This window comes from Stenotrophomonas maltophilia group sp. Smal32 (assembly GCF_030237085.1).
GTDB classification, from domain to species: Bacteria; Pseudomonadota; Gammaproteobacteria; order Xanthomonadales; family Xanthomonadaceae; genus Stenotrophomonas; species Stenotrophomonas maltophilia_Q.
In genome coordinates, this window is sequence record NZ_JASJSI010000032.1 from 28469 (window position 1) to 45583 (window position 17115).

At 64.2% G+C, this 17115-nt stretch carries 16 protein-coding genes and 3 tRNA genes; all 19 read right to left on the minus strand.

Features of this window, described 5'->3' with window-relative positions; genetic code table 11:
* Nucleotides 1-238: 238 nt before the first annotated feature.
* Nucleotides 239-315, minus strand: a tRNA-Met gene (locus QRO91_RS10150).
* A gap of 84 nt (nt 316-399) precedes the next feature.
* Nucleotides 400-476, minus strand: a tRNA-Met gene (locus QRO91_RS10155).
* 127 nt (nt 477-603) lie between these two features.
* Complete coding sequence (nuoN, locus tag QRO91_RS10160; RefSeq protein WP_005410451.1) at nt 604-2064, minus strand: NADH-quinone oxidoreductase subunit NuoN; 1461 nt, start codon at nt 2062-2064, stop codon at nt 604-606.
* Between the two features lie 15 nt (nt 2065-2079).
* Nucleotides 2080-3588, minus strand: coding sequence for an NADH-quinone oxidoreductase subunit M (locus QRO91_RS10165; protein ID WP_005410452.1), 1509 nt, complete (start codon nt 3586-3588; stop codon nt 2080-2082).
* 23 nt (nt 3589-3611) lie between these two features.
* A complete protein-coding gene (nuoL, locus tag QRO91_RS10170; protein WP_049429538.1) occupies nt 3612-5771 on the minus strand; it encodes an NADH-quinone oxidoreductase subunit L in 2160 nt (719 codons plus the stop codon).
* Nucleotides 5772-5778: 7 nt separating this feature from the next.
* Nucleotides 5779-6084: an NADH-quinone oxidoreductase subunit NuoK gene (gene nuoK / locus QRO91_RS10175; RefSeq protein WP_005417921.1), complete on the minus strand. Its 306-nt coding sequence runs from the start codon at nt 6082-6084 to the stop codon at nt 5779-5781.
* The gene (locus QRO91_RS10180) at nt 6081-6737 is read right to left on the minus strand and encodes an NADH-quinone oxidoreductase subunit J (RefSeq protein ID WP_049429537.1); all 657 of its coding nucleotides are present in this window, start codon (nt 6735-6737) and stop codon (nt 6081-6083) included. The genes nuoK and QRO91_RS10180 overlap by 4 nt, the downstream gene beginning before the upstream one ends.
* Nucleotides 6738-6746: 9 nt before the next feature.
* A complete protein-coding gene (nuoI, locus tag QRO91_RS10185) occupies nt 6747-7235 on the minus strand; it encodes an NADH-quinone oxidoreductase subunit NuoI (RefSeq protein WP_005410456.1) in 489 nt (162 codons plus the stop codon).
* Between the two features lie 3 nt (nt 7236-7238).
* Nucleotides 7239-8333: an NADH-quinone oxidoreductase subunit NuoH gene (gene nuoH, locus QRO91_RS10190; protein ID WP_049429536.1), complete on the minus strand. Its 1095-nt coding sequence runs from the start codon at nt 8331-8333 to the stop codon at nt 7239-7241.
* On the minus strand, nt 8330-10564 hold the full coding sequence (nuoG, locus tag QRO91_RS10195; RefSeq protein WP_049429535.1) for an NADH-quinone oxidoreductase subunit NuoG: 2235 nt from the start codon (nt 10562-10564) through the stop codon (nt 8330-8332). Before nuoG ends, nuoH begins: the two co-directional genes overlap by 4 nt.
* Nucleotides 10561-11901 (minus strand): NADH-quinone oxidoreductase subunit NuoF, encoded by a 1341-nt coding sequence (gene nuoF / locus QRO91_RS10200; protein WP_005410459.1) that lies wholly within the window; start codon nt 11899-11901, stop codon nt 10561-10563. The genes nuoG and nuoF overlap by 4 nt, the downstream gene beginning before the upstream one ends.
* Nucleotides 11902-11905: 4 nt before the next feature.
* The gene (nuoE, locus tag QRO91_RS10205) at nt 11906-12433 is read right to left on the minus strand and encodes an NADH-quinone oxidoreductase subunit NuoE (protein WP_006381132.1); all 528 of its coding nucleotides are present in this window, start codon (nt 12431-12433) and stop codon (nt 11906-11908) included.
* 97 nt (nt 12434-12530) lie between these two features.
* Nucleotides 12531-13838 carry an NADH-quinone oxidoreductase subunit D gene (locus QRO91_RS10210; protein ID WP_049429534.1) on the minus strand — a complete coding sequence of 436 codons (1308 nt, stop codon included), beginning with the start codon at nt 13836-13838 and terminating at the stop codon, nt 12531-12533.
* Nucleotides 13835-14584, minus strand: a complete 750-nt coding sequence (locus QRO91_RS10215; protein WP_049429533.1) for an NADH-quinone oxidoreductase subunit C — start codon at nt 14582-14584, stop codon at nt 13835-13837. Before QRO91_RS10215 ends, QRO91_RS10210 begins: the two co-directional genes overlap by 4 nt.
* Before the next feature lie 33 nt (nt 14585-14617).
* Nucleotides 14618-15172 (minus strand): NADH-quinone oxidoreductase subunit B family protein, encoded by a 555-nt coding sequence (locus QRO91_RS10220; protein ID WP_005410463.1) that lies wholly within the window; start codon nt 15170-15172, stop codon nt 14618-14620.
* The gene (locus QRO91_RS10225; RefSeq protein WP_005414075.1) at nt 15163-15519 is read right to left on the minus strand and encodes an NADH-quinone oxidoreductase subunit A; all 357 of its coding nucleotides are present in this window, start codon (nt 15517-15519) and stop codon (nt 15163-15165) included. Before QRO91_RS10225 ends, QRO91_RS10220 begins: the two co-directional genes overlap by 10 nt.
* 111 nt (nt 15520-15630) lie before the next feature.
* A tRNA-Leu gene (locus QRO91_RS10230) sits at nt 15631-15715 on the minus strand.
* Nucleotides 15716-15766: 51 nt separating this feature from the next.
* On the minus strand, nt 15767-16204 hold the full coding sequence (secG, locus tag QRO91_RS10235; RefSeq protein ID WP_049429531.1) for a preprotein translocase subunit SecG: 438 nt from the start codon (nt 16202-16204) through the stop codon (nt 15767-15769).
* Between the two features lie 31 nt (nt 16205-16235).
* A complete protein-coding gene (gene tpiA, locus QRO91_RS10240) occupies nt 16236-16991 on the minus strand; it encodes a triose-phosphate isomerase (protein ID WP_197620720.1) in 756 nt (251 codons plus the stop codon).
* Between the last annotated feature and the right edge of the window lie 124 nt (nt 16992-17115).

Below are 17115 nucleotides of genomic sequence, written 5' to 3' on the forward strand. Positions count from 1 at the left end.
CCTCGGGGGCGTGCCGTTGGCGCCCCACCTGCGGGGGCCGGACTCCCGCCCGGCGGCCCCATGCCGGGGTAGTCCTAGCCCGGTCATCAAAGGGGCTGCACCGGGGTGGTCAAGGGTGCGGGCCCGGGTTCAGATCCGTTTACCTCTGCAAAAGGGATCACACCCCAACCCAGCGAAAACGACGCAGGCCCAAAGAAAAACGCCCTCGAAGCAGGACTTCGAAGGCGATCTCTTTACTTGGTAGCGGGGGCAGGATTTGAACCTGCGACCTTCGGGTTATGAGCCCGACGAGCTGCCAGACTGCTCCACCCCGCATCAGAAGCGGAATTATGAGGCATAACTTCAAAACCTGCAAGCTGTTCCTCATTCATCGAACTGGTTGGCGCCGATTCGATGTGTTGGTAGCGGGGGCAGGATTTGAACCTGCGACCTTCGGGTTATGAGCCCGACGAGCTGCCAGACTGCTCCACCCCGCACCGGAAGTGTTTGAACTGCTGCCCTGCTCTTTCGAGGAGGGCTACCGCAACGATATTCTGGCTGAACCGCTGCAGTGACAACTCAGGCTGCGCATATTACACGAATCGCGCAGCTTTGTGTCAACTTTTATGCAAGATGCGCAAATGCCTGCTGGCACCAGACCATGATCGGGTTCCAGGCCAGGCCCAGCGCCAGCAGCGCCAGCGCGTTCACGCCCAGCACCAGGCCCAGCACGCGGTCGTTGCTGCGCGGCATGGCCTCGCCCACCGGCTCATCGAAGTACATGACCTTGATGACGCGCAGGTAGTAGAAGCAGCCGACCACGGCGCACAGCACGCCGAGGATGGCCAGCCACAGCAGGCCGCCGTTGACGGCCGCGCCCAGCACCGCCAGCTTGGTCCAGAAGCCCAGGAACGGCGGGATGCCGGCCAGCGACGCCATGATGCACAGCACCAGGCCGGCCATCCACGGGTTGCGGGCATTGAGGCCCTTGAAGTCCTCGATGTTCTCGGCTTCAAAGCCGGCACGCGACAGCGCGATGATCGCGCCGAAGGCGGCGGTGGACATGATGGCGTAGGCCAGTGCGTAGAACAGCGCTGCTGCATAGCCCTGCGCGCCACCACCGGCGATGCCCATCAGCAGGAAGCCGATGTGCGAGACGGTGGAGAACGCCAGCATGCGCTTGAGGTTGCTCTGCGCGATGGCCATCAGGTTGCCGATGACCAGCGAGACCGCGGCCAGGCCGGCGATCAGCAGCTGCAGTTCGGTCGACAGCGGGCCCACGCCCATTTCCAGCAGGCGGTAGGCCATGCCGAAGGCGGCCAGCTTCGGTGCCGAGCTGATGAACAGCGCGATCGGCGCCGGGGCACCCTGGTACACGTCGGGCAGCCACATGTGGAACGGCGCGGCACCCAGCTTGAAGGCAACGCCGGCGATCATGAACACCGCACCGGTGATCAGCAGCACGCGCTCTTCCGAGTGCGGGATGGCGTCACGGATCACGTCCAGGTGCAGGCTGCCGGTGGCGCCGTAGATCAGCGACATGCCGTACAGCAGCAGGCCCGAGGCCAGCGAGCCGAGCACGATGTACTTCATCGCCGCTTCCGAGGCCAGGCCGTTTTCACGGTTGCTGGCGACCAGGGCGTAGGAGCACAGCGCCAGCAGTTCCAGGCCCAGGTAGACCATCAGCAGGCTGCCGGCCGAGACCAGGATCATCATGCCGGCAGTGCCGAACAAGATCAGCACCGGGATCTCGCCCTGGAACAGATTGCGGTCGCGCAGATAGCGCCAGCCGTAGACCAGGGTCAGGCCGCTGAGCAGCACGATCCCGGTCTTCATCACGTCCGCGGCGGTATCGCGCACGAACATGCCATGGAAGACCTCCCCCTGCCCGCCCACGCCGGTGGCCAGCATGAACAGCACCACGGCCAGCGCAGCGAGCGAGAACAGGTGGGTGACGATCTTGTTCCGGTTGCTGACGAACAGGTCGAGGATCATCAGGGCGAAGGCGCTGCCGATCAGCACCAGCTCGGGAGCGAGCGGTGGCAGGTCAGCGGCGGTCAATGGCAGCAGCGGCGAGGTGGTCATCATCAAATCCTGGAATTACAGCAGCTTGCTGGATGCGATCTGCATCGCCAGCTTCGCGATCGAGGGCTCCATCAGGTCGGTCAGCGGCTTGGGGTAGATGCCCAGGGCCAGCACGCCGATGGCGAACACGCCCAGCACCAGCCATTCGCGGCCGTTGATGTCCTTCAGTTCGGCCACGTGGCTGTTGGCCACTTCGCCGAAGAAGATGCGCTTGTACAGCCACAGGGTGTAGGCGGCGCCGATGATCAGGGTGGTGGCCGCGCCCAGTGCGATCCACGGATTACGCTGGAAGGCCGACAGGATGACCATGAACTCGCCGACGAAACCGCTGGTGCCCGGCAGGCCCGCGTTGGCCATGAAGAACAGCATGGCGAAGGTGGCGAACCACGGCATCACGTTGACCACGCCGCCGTAATCGGCGATGCGGCGGCTGTGCATGCGGTCGTACAGCACGCCGACGCAGGAGAACATCGCGCCGGACACGAAGCCATGCGAGATCATCTGCACCATGGCGCCCTGCAGGCCCAGGCGGGCGGCGTCGGCGTTGCCGGCTTCACGCACCAGCCACAGGGCGATGAAGGTGCCCAGGGTGACAAAGCCCATGTGCGCGATCGACGAATAGGCGATCAGCTTCTTCATGTCGTCCTGCACCAGGGCGACCAGGCCGACGTAGATCACCGCGATCAGCGACAGCGCGATCACCAGCCACGCCCATTCCTGCGAGGCGTCCGGAACGATCGGCAGGTTGAAACGCAGGAAACCGTAGCCACCGATCTTCAGCGCGATGGCGGCCAGGATCACCGAACCGGCGGTCGGCGCTTCCACGTGGGCGTCCGGCAGCCAGGTGTGGACCGGGAACATCGGCACCTTGACCGCGAAGGCGATCAGGAAGGCGAAGAAGATCCAGGTCTGTTCCTTGGCCGACAGCGGCAGTGCGTACAGGTCGGCCAGCTGGAAGCTGCCGCCCTTCATGTACAGGTAGATCAGCGCCACCAGCATCAGCACCGAGCCGAGGAAGGTGTACAGGAAGAACTTCAGCGCAGCGTAGATGCGGCGCGGGCCGCCCCAGACACCGATGATCAGGAACATCGGGATCAGCATGGCTTCGAAGAACACGTAGAACAGCATCGCGTCCGTCGCGGCGAAGATGCCGACGGTGACGCCTTCCAGGATCAGGAAGGCCGCCACGTACTGATTCACGCGCTTGTCGATGGCGCTCCAGGCGCCGATCAGGGCAAGCACGCTGACCAGGGTGGTCAGCAGGATCAGCGCCACGGCAATGCCGTCCACGCCCAGGTTGTAGCCGATCTTGTACGCCGGGATCCAGGCATGGGTCTCGACGAACTGCAGACCGTCGATGCCCGCGTTGTAGCCGCTCAGCAGCGAGAGGCTTGCAACGAAGGTGAGCACCGCGACGCCCAGCGACGCCCAGCGGGCAGTCTGTGCATCACGGATCGCAAGGATCAGGGCGCCACCGATGATCGGCAGCCAGATGAGGACACTGAGTAGAGGCCAGTTCGACACGTCTTCTTATTCCGTACAGGTCATCAACGCAGGTAATGCATCAGCACGCCCAGCAGGGCAATCAGGCCGATGATCATCGCGAAGGCGTAGTGATAGAGGAAACCGGATTGGGTACGACGCAGCACGCCGGCTGCAACGTCCACAACACGTGCCGAGAGATTGACCACGCCGTCGACGATGTTGCTGTCGATCCAGCGCGAGACCTTGCCCAGCTTGACGCTGCCGCCGGCAAAGCCATCGATCCACAGCTTGTCGAAGCCGTACTTGTTTTCCAGCACCGAAACGATCGGGGCGAAGGTCTTGCGTGCCTTGCCCGACAGGTCCGGCTTCCACAGGTAGAACAGCGCAGCCAGCAGGAAGCCCGCCAGGGTCAGCCAGAACGGCGGCAGCATCATGCCGTGCAGCGCGAACGCGACCGGGCCATGGAACTCTTCACCCAGGAACGCCACGGTGTTCTTGGCCGGATCGTAGAAATCGACGATGCCGGTGAAGAACGTCTGTGCCTGGCCCTTGATCGCCTCGTGGGCATGGTGGCCAGCCCAGTCGGTGCCGTGCAGCATCGGACCGATGCTGAAGAAACCGATGGCGATCGACGGGATGGCCAGCAGGACCAGCGGCAGGGTCACCACCCACGGAGTTTCATGCGGCTCATGCGGACCGTGGCCATGGCCGTGGTCGTCATGGGCATCGCCATGGTGGGCGTCGGCGGCGTGGTGATCGTCATGGCCATGGCCATGATCGTCATGCGCGTCGCGGAAGCGTTCCTTGCCATGGAAGGTCATGAACAGCAGGCGGAAGCTGTAGAAGCTGGTCACCAGCACGCCACCCAGCACCGCCCAGTAGCCATAGGTGGCCACCCAGCTGTTCTGCATGTGGGCATGGATCTCGGCCGCCTCGATGATGGTGTCCTTCGAGTAGAAGCCGGAGAAGAACGGCGTGCCGACCAGTGCCAGCGTACCGATCCACATGGTGATGAAGGTGATCGGCATGTACTTGCGCAACCCGCCCATCTTGCGCATGTCCTGCTCATGGTGCATCGCGATGATGACCGAGCCGGCGCCCAGGAACAGCAGGGCCTTGAAGAAGGCGTGGGTCATCAGGTGGAACACGGCGGCCGAGTAGGCCGACACGCCCAGGGCGACGGTCATGTAGCCCAGCTGCGACAGCGTGGAGTACGCGACGACGCGCTTGATGTCGTTCTGCACGATGCCGATCAGGCCGGTGAAGAACGCGGTGGTGGCACCGATGAACAGCACGAAGTTCAGCGCGGTCTGCGACAGCTCGAACAGCGGCGACATGCGGGTGACCATGAAGATACCGGCGGTCACCATCGTCGCGGCGTGGATCAGTGCCGAGATCGGGGTCGGGCCTTCCATCGAGTCCGGCAGCCACACATGCAGCGGGACCTGGGCCGACTTGCCCATGGCGCCGATGAACAGGCAGATGCAGATGACGGTGGCGATCGACCAGATCACCGGCTCGTTCAGCAGCTGCATGCCCAGGATCGTGCCGTCCCAGATCTGCAGCTGGGCGCGCGGGTCAGCCAGCATGCCGGCCTGCGAGAACACCTGCGAGTAGTCCAGGGTGCCGAACACCCACAGCACGCCGGCGATGCCCAGCAGGAAGCCGAAGTCGCCAACGCGGTTGACCAGGAACGCCTTCATGTTAGCGAAGATCGCGGTCGGGCGCTTGAACCAGAAGCCGATCAGCAGGTACGACACCAGGCCCACCGCTTCCCAGCCGAAGAACAGCTGCAGGAAGTTGTTGCTCATCACCAGGGTGAGCATCGAGAAGGTGAACAGCGAGATGTAGCTGAAGAACCGCTGGTAGCCCGGATCGTCCTGCATGTAGCCGATCGTGTAGATGTGGACCAGCAGCGACACGAAGGTCACCACCACCATCATCATCGCGGTCAGCTTGTCGACCATGAAGCCGACGTGGGCCGAGTACTGGCCAACCTCGAAGAACGTGTAGATGTTCTGGTTGAACGGCTGCGCGCCGCCCCACATCAGCTGGTAGAACGTGTACATCGACAGGCCGCAGGCTACCGCGACGCCGAGGATGGTGATGGTCTGCGCGCCGAAGCGCTTGACCTGGCGACCGAACAGGCCGGCGATGATGCTGCCGAACAGCGGTGCAAGCACCACTGCGATCAACAGACTCTTGGAGAGAGTGATTTCCATCTGTGGATCAGCCCTTCAGCGAATCGACTTCGCCGACATTGATCGTGCGGCGGGTACGGAACAGGGTCACCAGGATCGCCAGGCCGATGGCGGCTTCCGCGGCGGCGACGGTCAGGATGAAGAACACGAACAGCTGGCCGGACGGATCGCCCAGCTGACGCGAGAAGCCGACGAAATTGATGTTCACCGACAGCAGCATCAGTTCGATCGACATCAGCAGGACGATGACGTTCTTCCGGTTGAGGAAGATGCCGGCCAGGCTGATGGCGAACAGCACCGCGCCAAGCGCAAGGATGTGGCCAAGGGTAATCACGGCTGGGTCTCCTCGCCGGTGGCCGGCTTGCTGTTGCTGTGCACGACCGGTGCTTCGGCACCCATCTTGACCATGCGCAGGCGCTGGCCGGCCTTGACCATGGTCTGCTCGCCCGGGTTCTGGCTCTTCACGCCGGTACGGCGGCGCAGGGTCAGCATCACGGCGGCAACCACGGCCACGGTCAGGATGACGGCGGCGAACTCGAACGGCAGCAGGTACTCGGTGAACAGCGTGCGTGCCAGCCAGGTGATGTTGGAGCTGTCGGCAGCGACCGCAGCGGCGTTGTCGGCCGGGAACGGGTTGACCGCCCTGCCCTTCACGCCGATCAGGATCAGCATCTGCACCAGCATCGCCACCGCCACGATCAGACCGACCGGCAGGTAGCGCACCCAGCCTTCACGCATCTTGGTGGGATCGATGTCCAGCATCATCACCACGAACAGGAACAGCACCATCACCGCGCCGACGTAGACCAGCACCAGCGCCACGCCGAGGAACTCGGCGCCCACCAGCAGCCACACGCAGGCAATGGAGAAGAAGGTCAGCACCAGGCACAGCACTGCATGCACCGGGTTGCGCACGCTGATCACCGCACCGGCCGAAACCGTTGCCGCGATGGCGAACACCCAGAAAGCGATATTTACCCAATCCATCTCTCGACCTCAGCGGTAAGCGGCATCGGCGGCACGACGCTCGGCGATCTCGTTTTCGAGACGATCGCCAAGGGCCAGCAGCTGCGGCTTGGTAACGATGTTTTCGCCACGGTTCTCGAAGTGGTACTCGAGGATGTGGGTTTCGACGATCGAGTCCACCGGGCAGCTTTCTTCGCAGAAGCCGCAGAAGATGCACTTGAACAGGTCGATGTCGTAGCGGGTGGTGCGGCGGGTGCCGTCCTCGCGCTTGGCCGAGTCGATGGTGATGGCCAGGGCCGGGCACACCGCTTCGCACAGCTTGCAGGCAATGCAGCGCTCTTCGCCGTTGGGATAACGGCGAAGTGCGTGCAGGCCACGGAAGCGCGGCGACTGCGGGAACTTCTCCATCGGGTACATCATCGTGTACTTCGGCTTGAAGCTGTACTTCAGCGTCAGCCAAAGGCCGGCCAGCAGTTCGAGCAGCAGCAGGCTCTTGAAGTAATGGGTAATCCTGTTCATCACTTAGACGCCCTTTTGAATCACGCCGAAGAACACCATGACGGCGGTAACCGCGATCCACAGAATGGCCAGCGGGATGAAGACCTTCCAGCCCAGGCGCATGATCTGGTCATAGCGGAAGCGCGGGAAGCTGGCACGGAACCAGATGTAGGCACTGGCGAAGAAGAACACCTTGACGAACAGCCACGGTGCACCGCCCTTCCAGATCCAGTCGACCAGCGGCGAGACATCGCCGAAGTTGACCCAGCCCTGGACCGGGCTCAGCCAGCCGCCGAGGAAGAAGATCGAGATCAGGAAGCTGATCAGGATCATGTTCGCGTATTCGGCCAGGAAGAACAGGGCGAAGGCACCGCCGGAGTACTCAACCATGTGGCCGGCGACGATTTCCGACTCGCCTTCCACCACGTCGAACGGCGCGCGGTTGGTTTCAGCCACGCCCGACACCCAGTAGATGACGAACAGCGGGAACAGCGGCAGCAGGAACCAGTCGAAGAAACCGGAATTGCCGGCCTGCGCCATCACGATGTTGCTCAGGTTCAGGCTGCCAGCGGCGATCATCACGCCGACCAGGGCGAAGCCCATGGCGATTTCGTAGCTGATCATCTGCGCCGAGGCGCGCATCGCACCCAGGAACGCGTACTTCGAGTTGGACGCCCAACCGGCCAGGATGATGCCGTAGATGCCCAGCGAGGTCATCGCCAGCAGGTACAGCAGGCCGGCGTTGGCGTTGGACAGCACGATCTGCGAATCGAAGGGCACCACCGACCAGGCCGCGAAAGCCGGGGCCAGGGTGATCAGCGGCGCCAGCAGGTAGATCGCCTTGTTGGCGCTGCTCGGCTGGACCACTTCCTTGAACAGCAGCTTGAAGACGTCGGCGAAGGCCTGGAAGATGCCCATGCCCACGTACATCGGGCCGTGGCGGACGTGCATCCAGCCGATCAGCTTGCGTTCCCAGACCACGTAGAAGGCCACCGAGACGATCACCGGTACGGTGATCACCAGGATCTTCAGGATGATCCAGATCAGCGCGCCGATGTCACCGAGGCCAAGCAGCCACTGGTGCAGCGGGTCGACCGCGTTCAACAGCAATTCGTTCATGCAGCCACCACCGATACGCGAGCGGCACCCAGCGGCGCGGTCGCGCCGTGGCCCGATTCAATCCAGACCGAACCCGCAGCGACGCGGGCGTCGACCACCACCGGCAGGGTAGCCTTGCCGGCATCGGTGCCGACCTTGGCCATCTGCCCTTCCTGCAGCTGCAGGCGCGCGGCATCGTCAGCGTTCAGCACGATGCGCGGGGCGTTGTTGAGCGGATGCGACTGCAGCGCCGGGGCGCGGCGGACCACCGCATCGGTGCGGTAGATCGCGGCGGTCGAAGCCACTTCCAGGCCTTCACCGGCAACCACCGGCTGCGCCGAAGCGGCAACGGTGACCGACACCGGGGCCAGGCTGGCGCGCAGGCCGGCCAGGTCGGTGAAGTCGAAACCGGCCAGCGCCATGTCGCCGCCCAGGGCGCGCAGCACGCGCCAGCCTTCACGGGCCTCGCCCGGCAGCTTGCCGCCGGCACGCGCCGACTGCTCGCGACCATCGAGGTTGGTCAGGGTGGCATCGATTTCCGGCAGCGCACCGATCGGCAGGATCACGTCGGCAACGTCGCGGGTGGACACGCAGGCGAACTGGCTGAAGGCCACCACCTGGGCGCCGGCCAGCGCCTTGCGCGCGGACGGGGCATCGGCGAAGTCCAGGCCCGGCTCCAGGCCGTAGACCACGTAGGCCTGGCGCGGCTGCGCCAGCATCGCGGCGACGTCCTTGCCGGCCGGCAGCACGCCGGCGCGGGTCAGACCCACGGCATTGGCGCCCTGCGGGATGCGGCACAGCTTGGCACCGGTGGCGGCAGCGAACTCACGCGCAGCGGCGCGGATCGCGGCAGCCTGCGGGTGGTTCTCGGCGATGCCACCGACGATCAGCACGGTGTTGTTGCCGCCCTGCACGGCCGAACGCAGCTCGGCGTTGGCCAGCGCGTCGACGAACTTCGACGGGGCAACGATCTGCTTGCCGGCGATGCTGAAGGCAAAGTCGAAGTCCACCGGGTTGACGACGTGGATCTTCGCGCCCTTGGTGGTCTGCGCCTTGCGCAGGCGGGCGTGCAGCAGCGGCAGTTCGTGGCGGATGTTGCTGCCCAGAACGACGATACGGTCGGCGCCTTCGATCTCGGCCAGCGGCAGGCCGAACACTTCGGCGGTTGCGGCGTCGGAGAAATCGCGGTTGTTGATGCGGTGGTCGATGTTGCTCGAGCCCAGCCCATTGGCCAGGCGGGCCAGCAGCGCGCCTTCCTCGTTCGAGGTGGACGGATGCACCAGCACGCCCAGGTTGTCGCCCTGGTTCGCCTTGAGGATCTCGGCGGCCGCGGCCAGGCCTTCAGCCCAGCTCACTTCCTTCCACTCGCCATTGACCTTGCGCAGCGGCTTGACCGCACGGTCTTCGCTGTACAGGCCCTGGTGCGAGTAGCGGTCACGGTCGGACAGCCAGCACTCGTTCACCGCTTCGTTGTCGCGCGGCACGGTGCGCAGCACTTCGCCGCGACGCACGTGCAGGAACAGGTTCGAACCCATCGCGTCGTGGTAACCCAGCGACTCGCGCGCGGTCAGTTCCCACGGGCGGGCGCGGAACTGGAACACCTTGTTGGTCAGCGCGCCGACCGGGCAGACGTCGACGACGTTGCCGGACAGTTCGGTGGTCAGCGGCTTGCCGTCGAAGGTACCGATCTGCAGGTTCTCACCGCGGTACATGCCACCCAGTTCGTAGGTACCGGCAACGTCGGCGGTGAAGCGGACGCAGCGGGTGCACTGGATGCAGCGGGTCATCTCGGTGGCGACCAGCGGGCCCATGTCTTCGTCGGGCACCACGCGCTTGCGCTCGTTGAAGCGGCTGACCGAACGGCCATAGCCCAGCGACACGTCCTGCAGCTCGCACTCGCCGCCCTGATCGCAGATCGGGCAGTCCAGCGGGTGGTTGATGAGCAGGAACTCCATCACCGAGCGCTGGAACTTCAGTGCCTTCTCGCTGCGGGTGGCGACTTTCATGCCATCCATGACCGGAGTGGCGCAGGCCGGCGCCGGCTTCGGCGACTTCTCCACGTCCACCAGGCACATGCGGCAGTTGGCGGCGATCGGCAGCTTCTCGTGGTAGCAGAAGCGCGGAATGGAGATGCCGGCCTTGTCGGCGGCCTGGATGATCATCGAGCCCTTGGGCACGACCAGCGACTTGCCATCGATCTCGATGGTGACGTGATCGGGTGGGACGCTCGGATTTACGGGTTGCGCGCTCATGCAGCGGCTGCCTCCACCTTCTTGCCGTCAACCATCGAATGACCGTTGACGATGTAGTACTCGAACTCGTCCCAGAACTGGCGCAGGAAGCCCTGGATGGGCCATGCAGCCGCTTCGCCGAACGCACAGATGGTGTGGCCTTCGATCTGGCCGGCCACTGCCTTCAGCTGGTGCAGGTCTTCCATCGTGGCCTTGCCGGCGACGATGCGCTCCAGCACGCGGTGCATCCAGCCGGTACCTTCACGGCACGGGGTGCACTGGCCACAGGATTCCTTGTGGAAGAACTGGCTGATGCGGCAGGCGAACTTGACGCAGCAGACGCTGTCGTCGAGCACCACGATCGCACCCGAACCCAGGCCGGAGCCCAGTGCACGGATGGTGTCGTAGTCCATCGGCAGGTCCTTCAGCTCGGCCGCGGTCAGCACCGGCATCGACACACCGCCCGGGATCGCGCCCTTCAGGGTACGGCCCGGACGCAGGCCACCGGCCATTTCCAGCAGATCGTGGAATTTGGTGCCGAGCGGCACTTCGAAGTTGCCGCCGTTCTGCACGCAGCCGGACACCGAGAAGCACTTCGGGCCGCCGTTGGCGGTCAGGCTCAGGCCCTTGAACCACTCCGGACCGTTGCGGATGATCGCCGGCACCGAACCGTAGGTTTCGGTGTTGTTGATCGTCGACGGCTTGCCGTACAGGCCGAAGTTGGCCGGGAACGGCGGCTTGTAGCGCGGCTGGCCCTTCTTGCCTTCCAGCGATTCCATCAGCGCGGTTTCTTCGCCGCAGATGTATGCGCCGGCGCCCAGCGCACCGTAGATGTCGATGTCCACGCCCGAGCCCATCACGTTCTTGCCCAGCCAGCCGTTCGCATAAGCGTCGGCCAGGGCCTGCTCGAAGTGCTCGAACGGCTCGTGGTGGAACTCACCGCGCAGGTAGTTGTAGCCCACGGTCGAACCGGTGGCGTAGCAGGCGATCGCCATGCCTTCCACCACCGAATGCGGGTTGTAGCGCAGGATGTCACGGTCCTTGCAGGTGCCCGGCTCGGATTCGTCCGAGTTGCAGAGGATGTACTTCTGCATGTTGCCCTTGGGCATGAAGGACCACTTCAGGCCGGTCGGGAAGCCAGCGCCACCGCGGCCACGCAGGCCCGAGGCCTTGACCATCTCGATGACCTGCTCCGGCGGGATCTTCTCTTCGAGGATCTTGCGCAGGGCGGCGTAGCCACCGGTCTTGAGGTAGCTTTCGTACGACCACGGGGTGTCGTAATGCAGGGTGGTGTAGACCACCTGGTGCGGCAGCGGCGCGGGGCCGACCGGACCCTTGGATTCGTGGTGATGTGCCATGCCCTTACTCCAGCCCGTCCAGCAGCTCGTCGACCTTTTCCAGGGTCAGACGCTCATGGTAGTGACCGTTGATGACCATCATCGGCGCGCCACCACAGCCGGCCAGGCACTCTTCCTCGCGCTTGAGGTAGACGCGGCCGTCCGGGGTCGATTCACCGTGCTTGATGCCCAGTTTCTTCTCGCAATGACGCACGATGTCTTCGGCGCCATTGAGCCAGCAGCTGATGTTGGTGCAGATGGCCACGTTGTTGCGGCCCACCTTCTCGGTCTCGAACATCGAGTAGAAGCTGGCCACTTCGTAGGCCCACACCGGCGGCAGGTCCAGGTACTTGGCCACGCCGGCGATCAGCTCGTCGGTCAGCCAGCCCTCGTTCTGCTCCTGGGCCGCATGCAGGCCCTGCAGCACGGCAGAGCGCTTGCGGTCCGGCGGGAACTTGGACAGCCAGTGATCGATGTGAGCGCGGGTCTTGTCGCTCAGCACCACCATCGGGTCGACGTCGCGCGCCGCCTCGAAATTACCTGTCGCCTTCATCGGCCGACCTCAGCGAAATGCATAACGTGAAATTGCAGAAACTGCGGCGCCGGCTTGCGCCGGCTGCCTGCAGCGGGCGTTGGCGTGGCGGACGGCATTACCGGTCAACCTCGCCGAACACCAGATCGTAGGTACCGATCATGGCCACCACGTCGGCCAGCATATGGCCGCGCACGATCGAATCGATCGAGGACAGGTGGGCAAAGCCCGGTGCACGCAGGTGCACGCGGAACGGCTTGTTGGCGCCATCGGAGACCAGGTAGCAGCCGAACTCACCCTTCGGGGCTTCCACCGCCGAGTAGGTCTCGCCGGCCGGCACGCAGTAGCCTTCGCTGAACAGCTTGAAGTGGTGGATCAGCGCTTCCATGTCGTCCTTCATGTCCTCGCGCTTGGGCGGAGCGACCTTGAAGTTCTTCACCATCACCGGGCCAGGGTTGGCCTTCAGCCAGGCCACGCACTGCTTGATGATGCGGTTGGATTCGCGCATTTCGGCAACGCGGACCAGGTAACGGTCGTAGCAGTCGCCTTCCTTGCCCAGCGGGATGTCGAAATCGACGGCATCGTACTTTGCGTACGGACGCTTCTTGCGCAGGTCCCAGGCAACGCCCGAGCCGCGCAGCATCACGCCGGTCATGCCCCACTGGTGGGCCAGTTCCGGGCTGACCACGCCGATGCCGACCGTACGCTGCTTCCAGATACGGTTGTCGGTCAGCAGGGTTTCGTATTCATCAATGCGCTTGGGGAACTCGACGGTGAAGTTCTCCAGGAAGTCCAGCAACGAGCCTTCGCGCGAAGCATTGAGCTGCTTCAGCGCCTTGCCCTTGTGCCAGCGCGATTCCTTGTACTTCGGCATGTGGTCCGGCAGGTCGCGGTAGACACCGCCCGGACGGTAGTACGCCGCGTGCATGCGCGCGCCGGAGACCGCTTCATAGCAGTCCATCAGTTCTTCACGCTCGCGGAAGGCGTACAGCATCACCGCCATCGCACCCAGGTCGAGTGCGTTGGAGCCCAGCCACATCAGGTGGTTGAGGATGCGGGTGATTTCGTCGTACATGGTGCGGATGTACTGCGCACGCTCCGGCGCTTCGATACCCATCAGGGTCTCGATCGCGCGCACGTAGGCGTGCTCGTTGCACATCATCGACACGTAATCCAGGCGATCCATGTAGCCGATCGACTGGTTGAACGGCTTGGATTCGGCCAGCTTTTCGGTACCACGGTGCAGCAGACCCACGTGCGGGTCGGCGCGCATGATGGTTTCGCCGTCCATTTCCAGGATCAGGCGCAGCACACCGTGCGCGGCCGGATGCTGCGGGCCGAAGTTCATGGTGTAGTTGCGGATTTCCTGCCGTGCTTCGGCCGGATTGCTCGCGAACGCTTCGCGGGCCTGGTGGAACTCGCTCACTTCACTGCCTCCTGCGCGCGCTCACCTTCTGCGGTCTGCAGACGGGCGTCGTCACGGATCACGCGCGGCACGCCGACGCGCGGCTCCACCGAGGTGACCGGTTCGTAGATCACGCGCTTCTTTTCTTCGTCGTAGCGGACTTCGACATTGCCGATCAGCGGGAAGTCCTTGCGGAACGGATGACCGACGAAACCGTAGTCGGTCAGGATCCGGCGCAGGTCCGGGTGGCCTTCGAAGATCACGCCATACAGGTCGAACGCTTCGCGCTCGAACCAGTTCAGGCCCGGCCAGATGCCGGTCAGCGAGGACACCACCGGCAATGCTTCGTCAGGGGCGAAGCAGCGCAGGTGCATCATCAGGTTGTGCTGGTACGAACGCAGCTGGGCGACCACGGCAAAACGCTGGGTCGGCATGTGCTGCGGGCGGGCGCCCTCGGCACCGCTTTCCTCGGTGGGGAATTCACCCCACGCGAAACGGCCCTGGGCCTTGCCTTCGACACCGCGGCTGAAGCCCTGCGAGGACACGTCAGCGGTGTCCCATTCGTCGGAGCCATAGCCCAGGTAATCGACGCCGCAGAGATCCACGGCCTGTTCGAAACCAAACTCGTCACGCAGCGCCAGGGCGGTGGCGTGCCACTCGGCGGCAGGCACTTCCAGCGTCACTTCGCCGCGGGGTTCGACCACGATGACCTTCGCACCTGCGAAACGTGCGGAGAGTCGGTCGATGAAGGATGCTTGCTCTGCCATGGGGGCTTGGCGCGCTCTTGTCAGGTGAAGGGGTCAGCGGGCGATGGTCTGTGTACGCCAGATCTTCTTCTGCAGCTGCAGGATCCCGTACACCAGCGCCTCGGCGGTCGGCGGGCAGCCCGGGACGTAGACGTCCACCGGCACCACGCGATCACAGCCGCGCACGACAGAATAGGAGTAGTGGTAATAGCCACCGCCGTTGGCGCAGCTACCCATGGAGATGACCCACTTCGGGTCCGGCATCTGGTCGTAGACCTTGCGCAGCGCCGGGGCCATCTTGTTGACCAGGGTACCGGCCACGATCATCACGTCGGACTGACGCGGCGACGGGCGGAACACCACGCCGTAGCGGTCGAGGTCCAGGCGCGCGGCGCCTGCGTGCATCATCTCGACCGCGCAGCAGGCCAGGCCGAAGGTCATCGGCCACATCGAGCCGGTGCGCGCCCAGTTCAGCAGTGCATCGACGCTGGTGGTGACGAAGCCCTTCTCCAGCAGCGGGTTGTCGCCTTCCGGCCGCAGGATGTCATCAACCCGACCTTCCGGCGTGGGGTTGTTCATGAGGCCATCGAGAGTCTGAATCACTCCCATTCCAGCGCTCCCTTCTTCCAGACGTAAATGAAACCGAGGAACAGCATGCCGACGAACAGGCCCATGGTGACGAGCGAACGGGCGCCCAGTTCCATGAAGACCTGGGTCCACGGCACGATGAAGATGATTTCCAGGTCGAAGACGATGAACTGGATCGCGATCAGGTAGTAGCGCACGTCGAACTTCATGCGCGCGTCTTCGAATGCTTCGAAGCCGCACTCATACGGCGACAGCTTTTCCAGATCGGGGCGGCGGGGACCGAGGAATCGACCAACCAGCATCAGCGTAATGCCGATACCGGTGGCAACGATCAGAAACAGCAGAGACGGCAAATATTCGGCCAGCACAGCGATTCTCTCTTGCCTCTGCCGCTGCGCCTGCAGGCGCTTTGGCATGGGGGAGTGGACGGGAATCTACCTGGCGCCTTGCGCGCCAGGCGAACCCGCTTTACTTACAAATGGTGCCCAAGAGGGGACTCGAACCCCTACGACCTAAGTCGCTACCACCTCAAGGTAGTGCGTCTACCAATTCCGCCACCTGGGCAAACGATCACATCAGACTATCTTCCCGATGCGCCGCGTATTGTAACCGGCTTCAGTGTTTCTGGGAGCCTTCCGAAGGCTTTTCTTCACCAGAAACCGAAGATTCCGCCTGAGCCGGCACATTCGCGGCCGGAACCGGGGCGGCCGGGACCGCATCGGCCTTCGGAACGGCCGGCAATTCGCCCGCCGGAGCCGCCGGAGCAGTCACCGCTGGGGCGGACATCAAGCCCAGATCCTGGTCGGCCGCCGGACGGCTGCCATGACCGGCATACCAGGCCATGAAAAGGCTGATGCCGAAGAACACGACAGCCAGCCACTTGGTCGACTTGGACAGGAAGTTCGAGGCGCCGCGCGCACCGAACACCGTACCCGAGGCGCCGGCACCAAAGCCCGAACCCGCCGCCGCACCCGAGCCACGCTGCATCAGGATCAGCGCGATCATGGCCACAGCGACCAGCACGTAGACGACATTGAGGATCAACATCAGCATTGGAAACCGCCCTCGGACAATACTTCTAGGATTAGTTCGCGGCCGCCGCCCTTGCGATGGCCAGGAAGTCCGCGGCCACCAGGGAGGCGCCGCCGACCAGCCCACCATCGACATCCGGCTGCGCGAACAGTTCCCCGGCATTGTCGGGCTTCACGCTACCGCCGTAAACAATGGGCAGTGAATCAGCGATTCTAGCATCGATGCGCGCGACTTCGCCACGGATGAACGCGTGCACCTGCTGTGCCTGCTCCTTGCTGGCGGTACGGCCGGTACCGATGGCCCAGACCGGCTCATAGGCAACCACCGCCTGGGCAAAGCCGGCGGCACCCACCAGCTCCAGCACCGGTGCCAGCTGGCTGGCGATGACCGCCTCGGTCTGCCCCGCTTCGCGCTGCTCCAGGGTCTCACCCACGCACAGCACCGGCACCAGGCCGGCATGCAGGGCCGCGGCGAACTTGCGTGCGACCAGTTCGCTGCTTTCATGGTGGTACTGGCGGCGCTCGGAGTGGCCGACCAGGCCATAGCGGGCCCCGACCTCGTGCAGCATGGCGGCACAGACCTCGCCGGTGTAGGCGCCCTTCTCGTTGCTGCTCACGTCCTGGGCACCGAACACCAGGCCGGTGTCACCAAAGTCCTCGACCAGTTCACCCAGATACGGCAGCGGCGGCAGGATCACCACGTCCACCCCGTCCAGCGGCAGCCCGGCGGCCACCTGCCCCAGCAGTTCATTGGCGAATTGACGGCTGCCATGCAGCTTCCAGTTTCCGGCGACGATCTTGCGGCGCATGAGCGGGTGGCTCCTGTGTGAAGTCAGCCGGTCATGATCCCCGTTACGGCAAAAATCCGTTTCCGTGTAAGCGGTTACATGGATTTTCAGCCAACGGCGCAGCCCCTCGTGGCGGGGTGGGGTT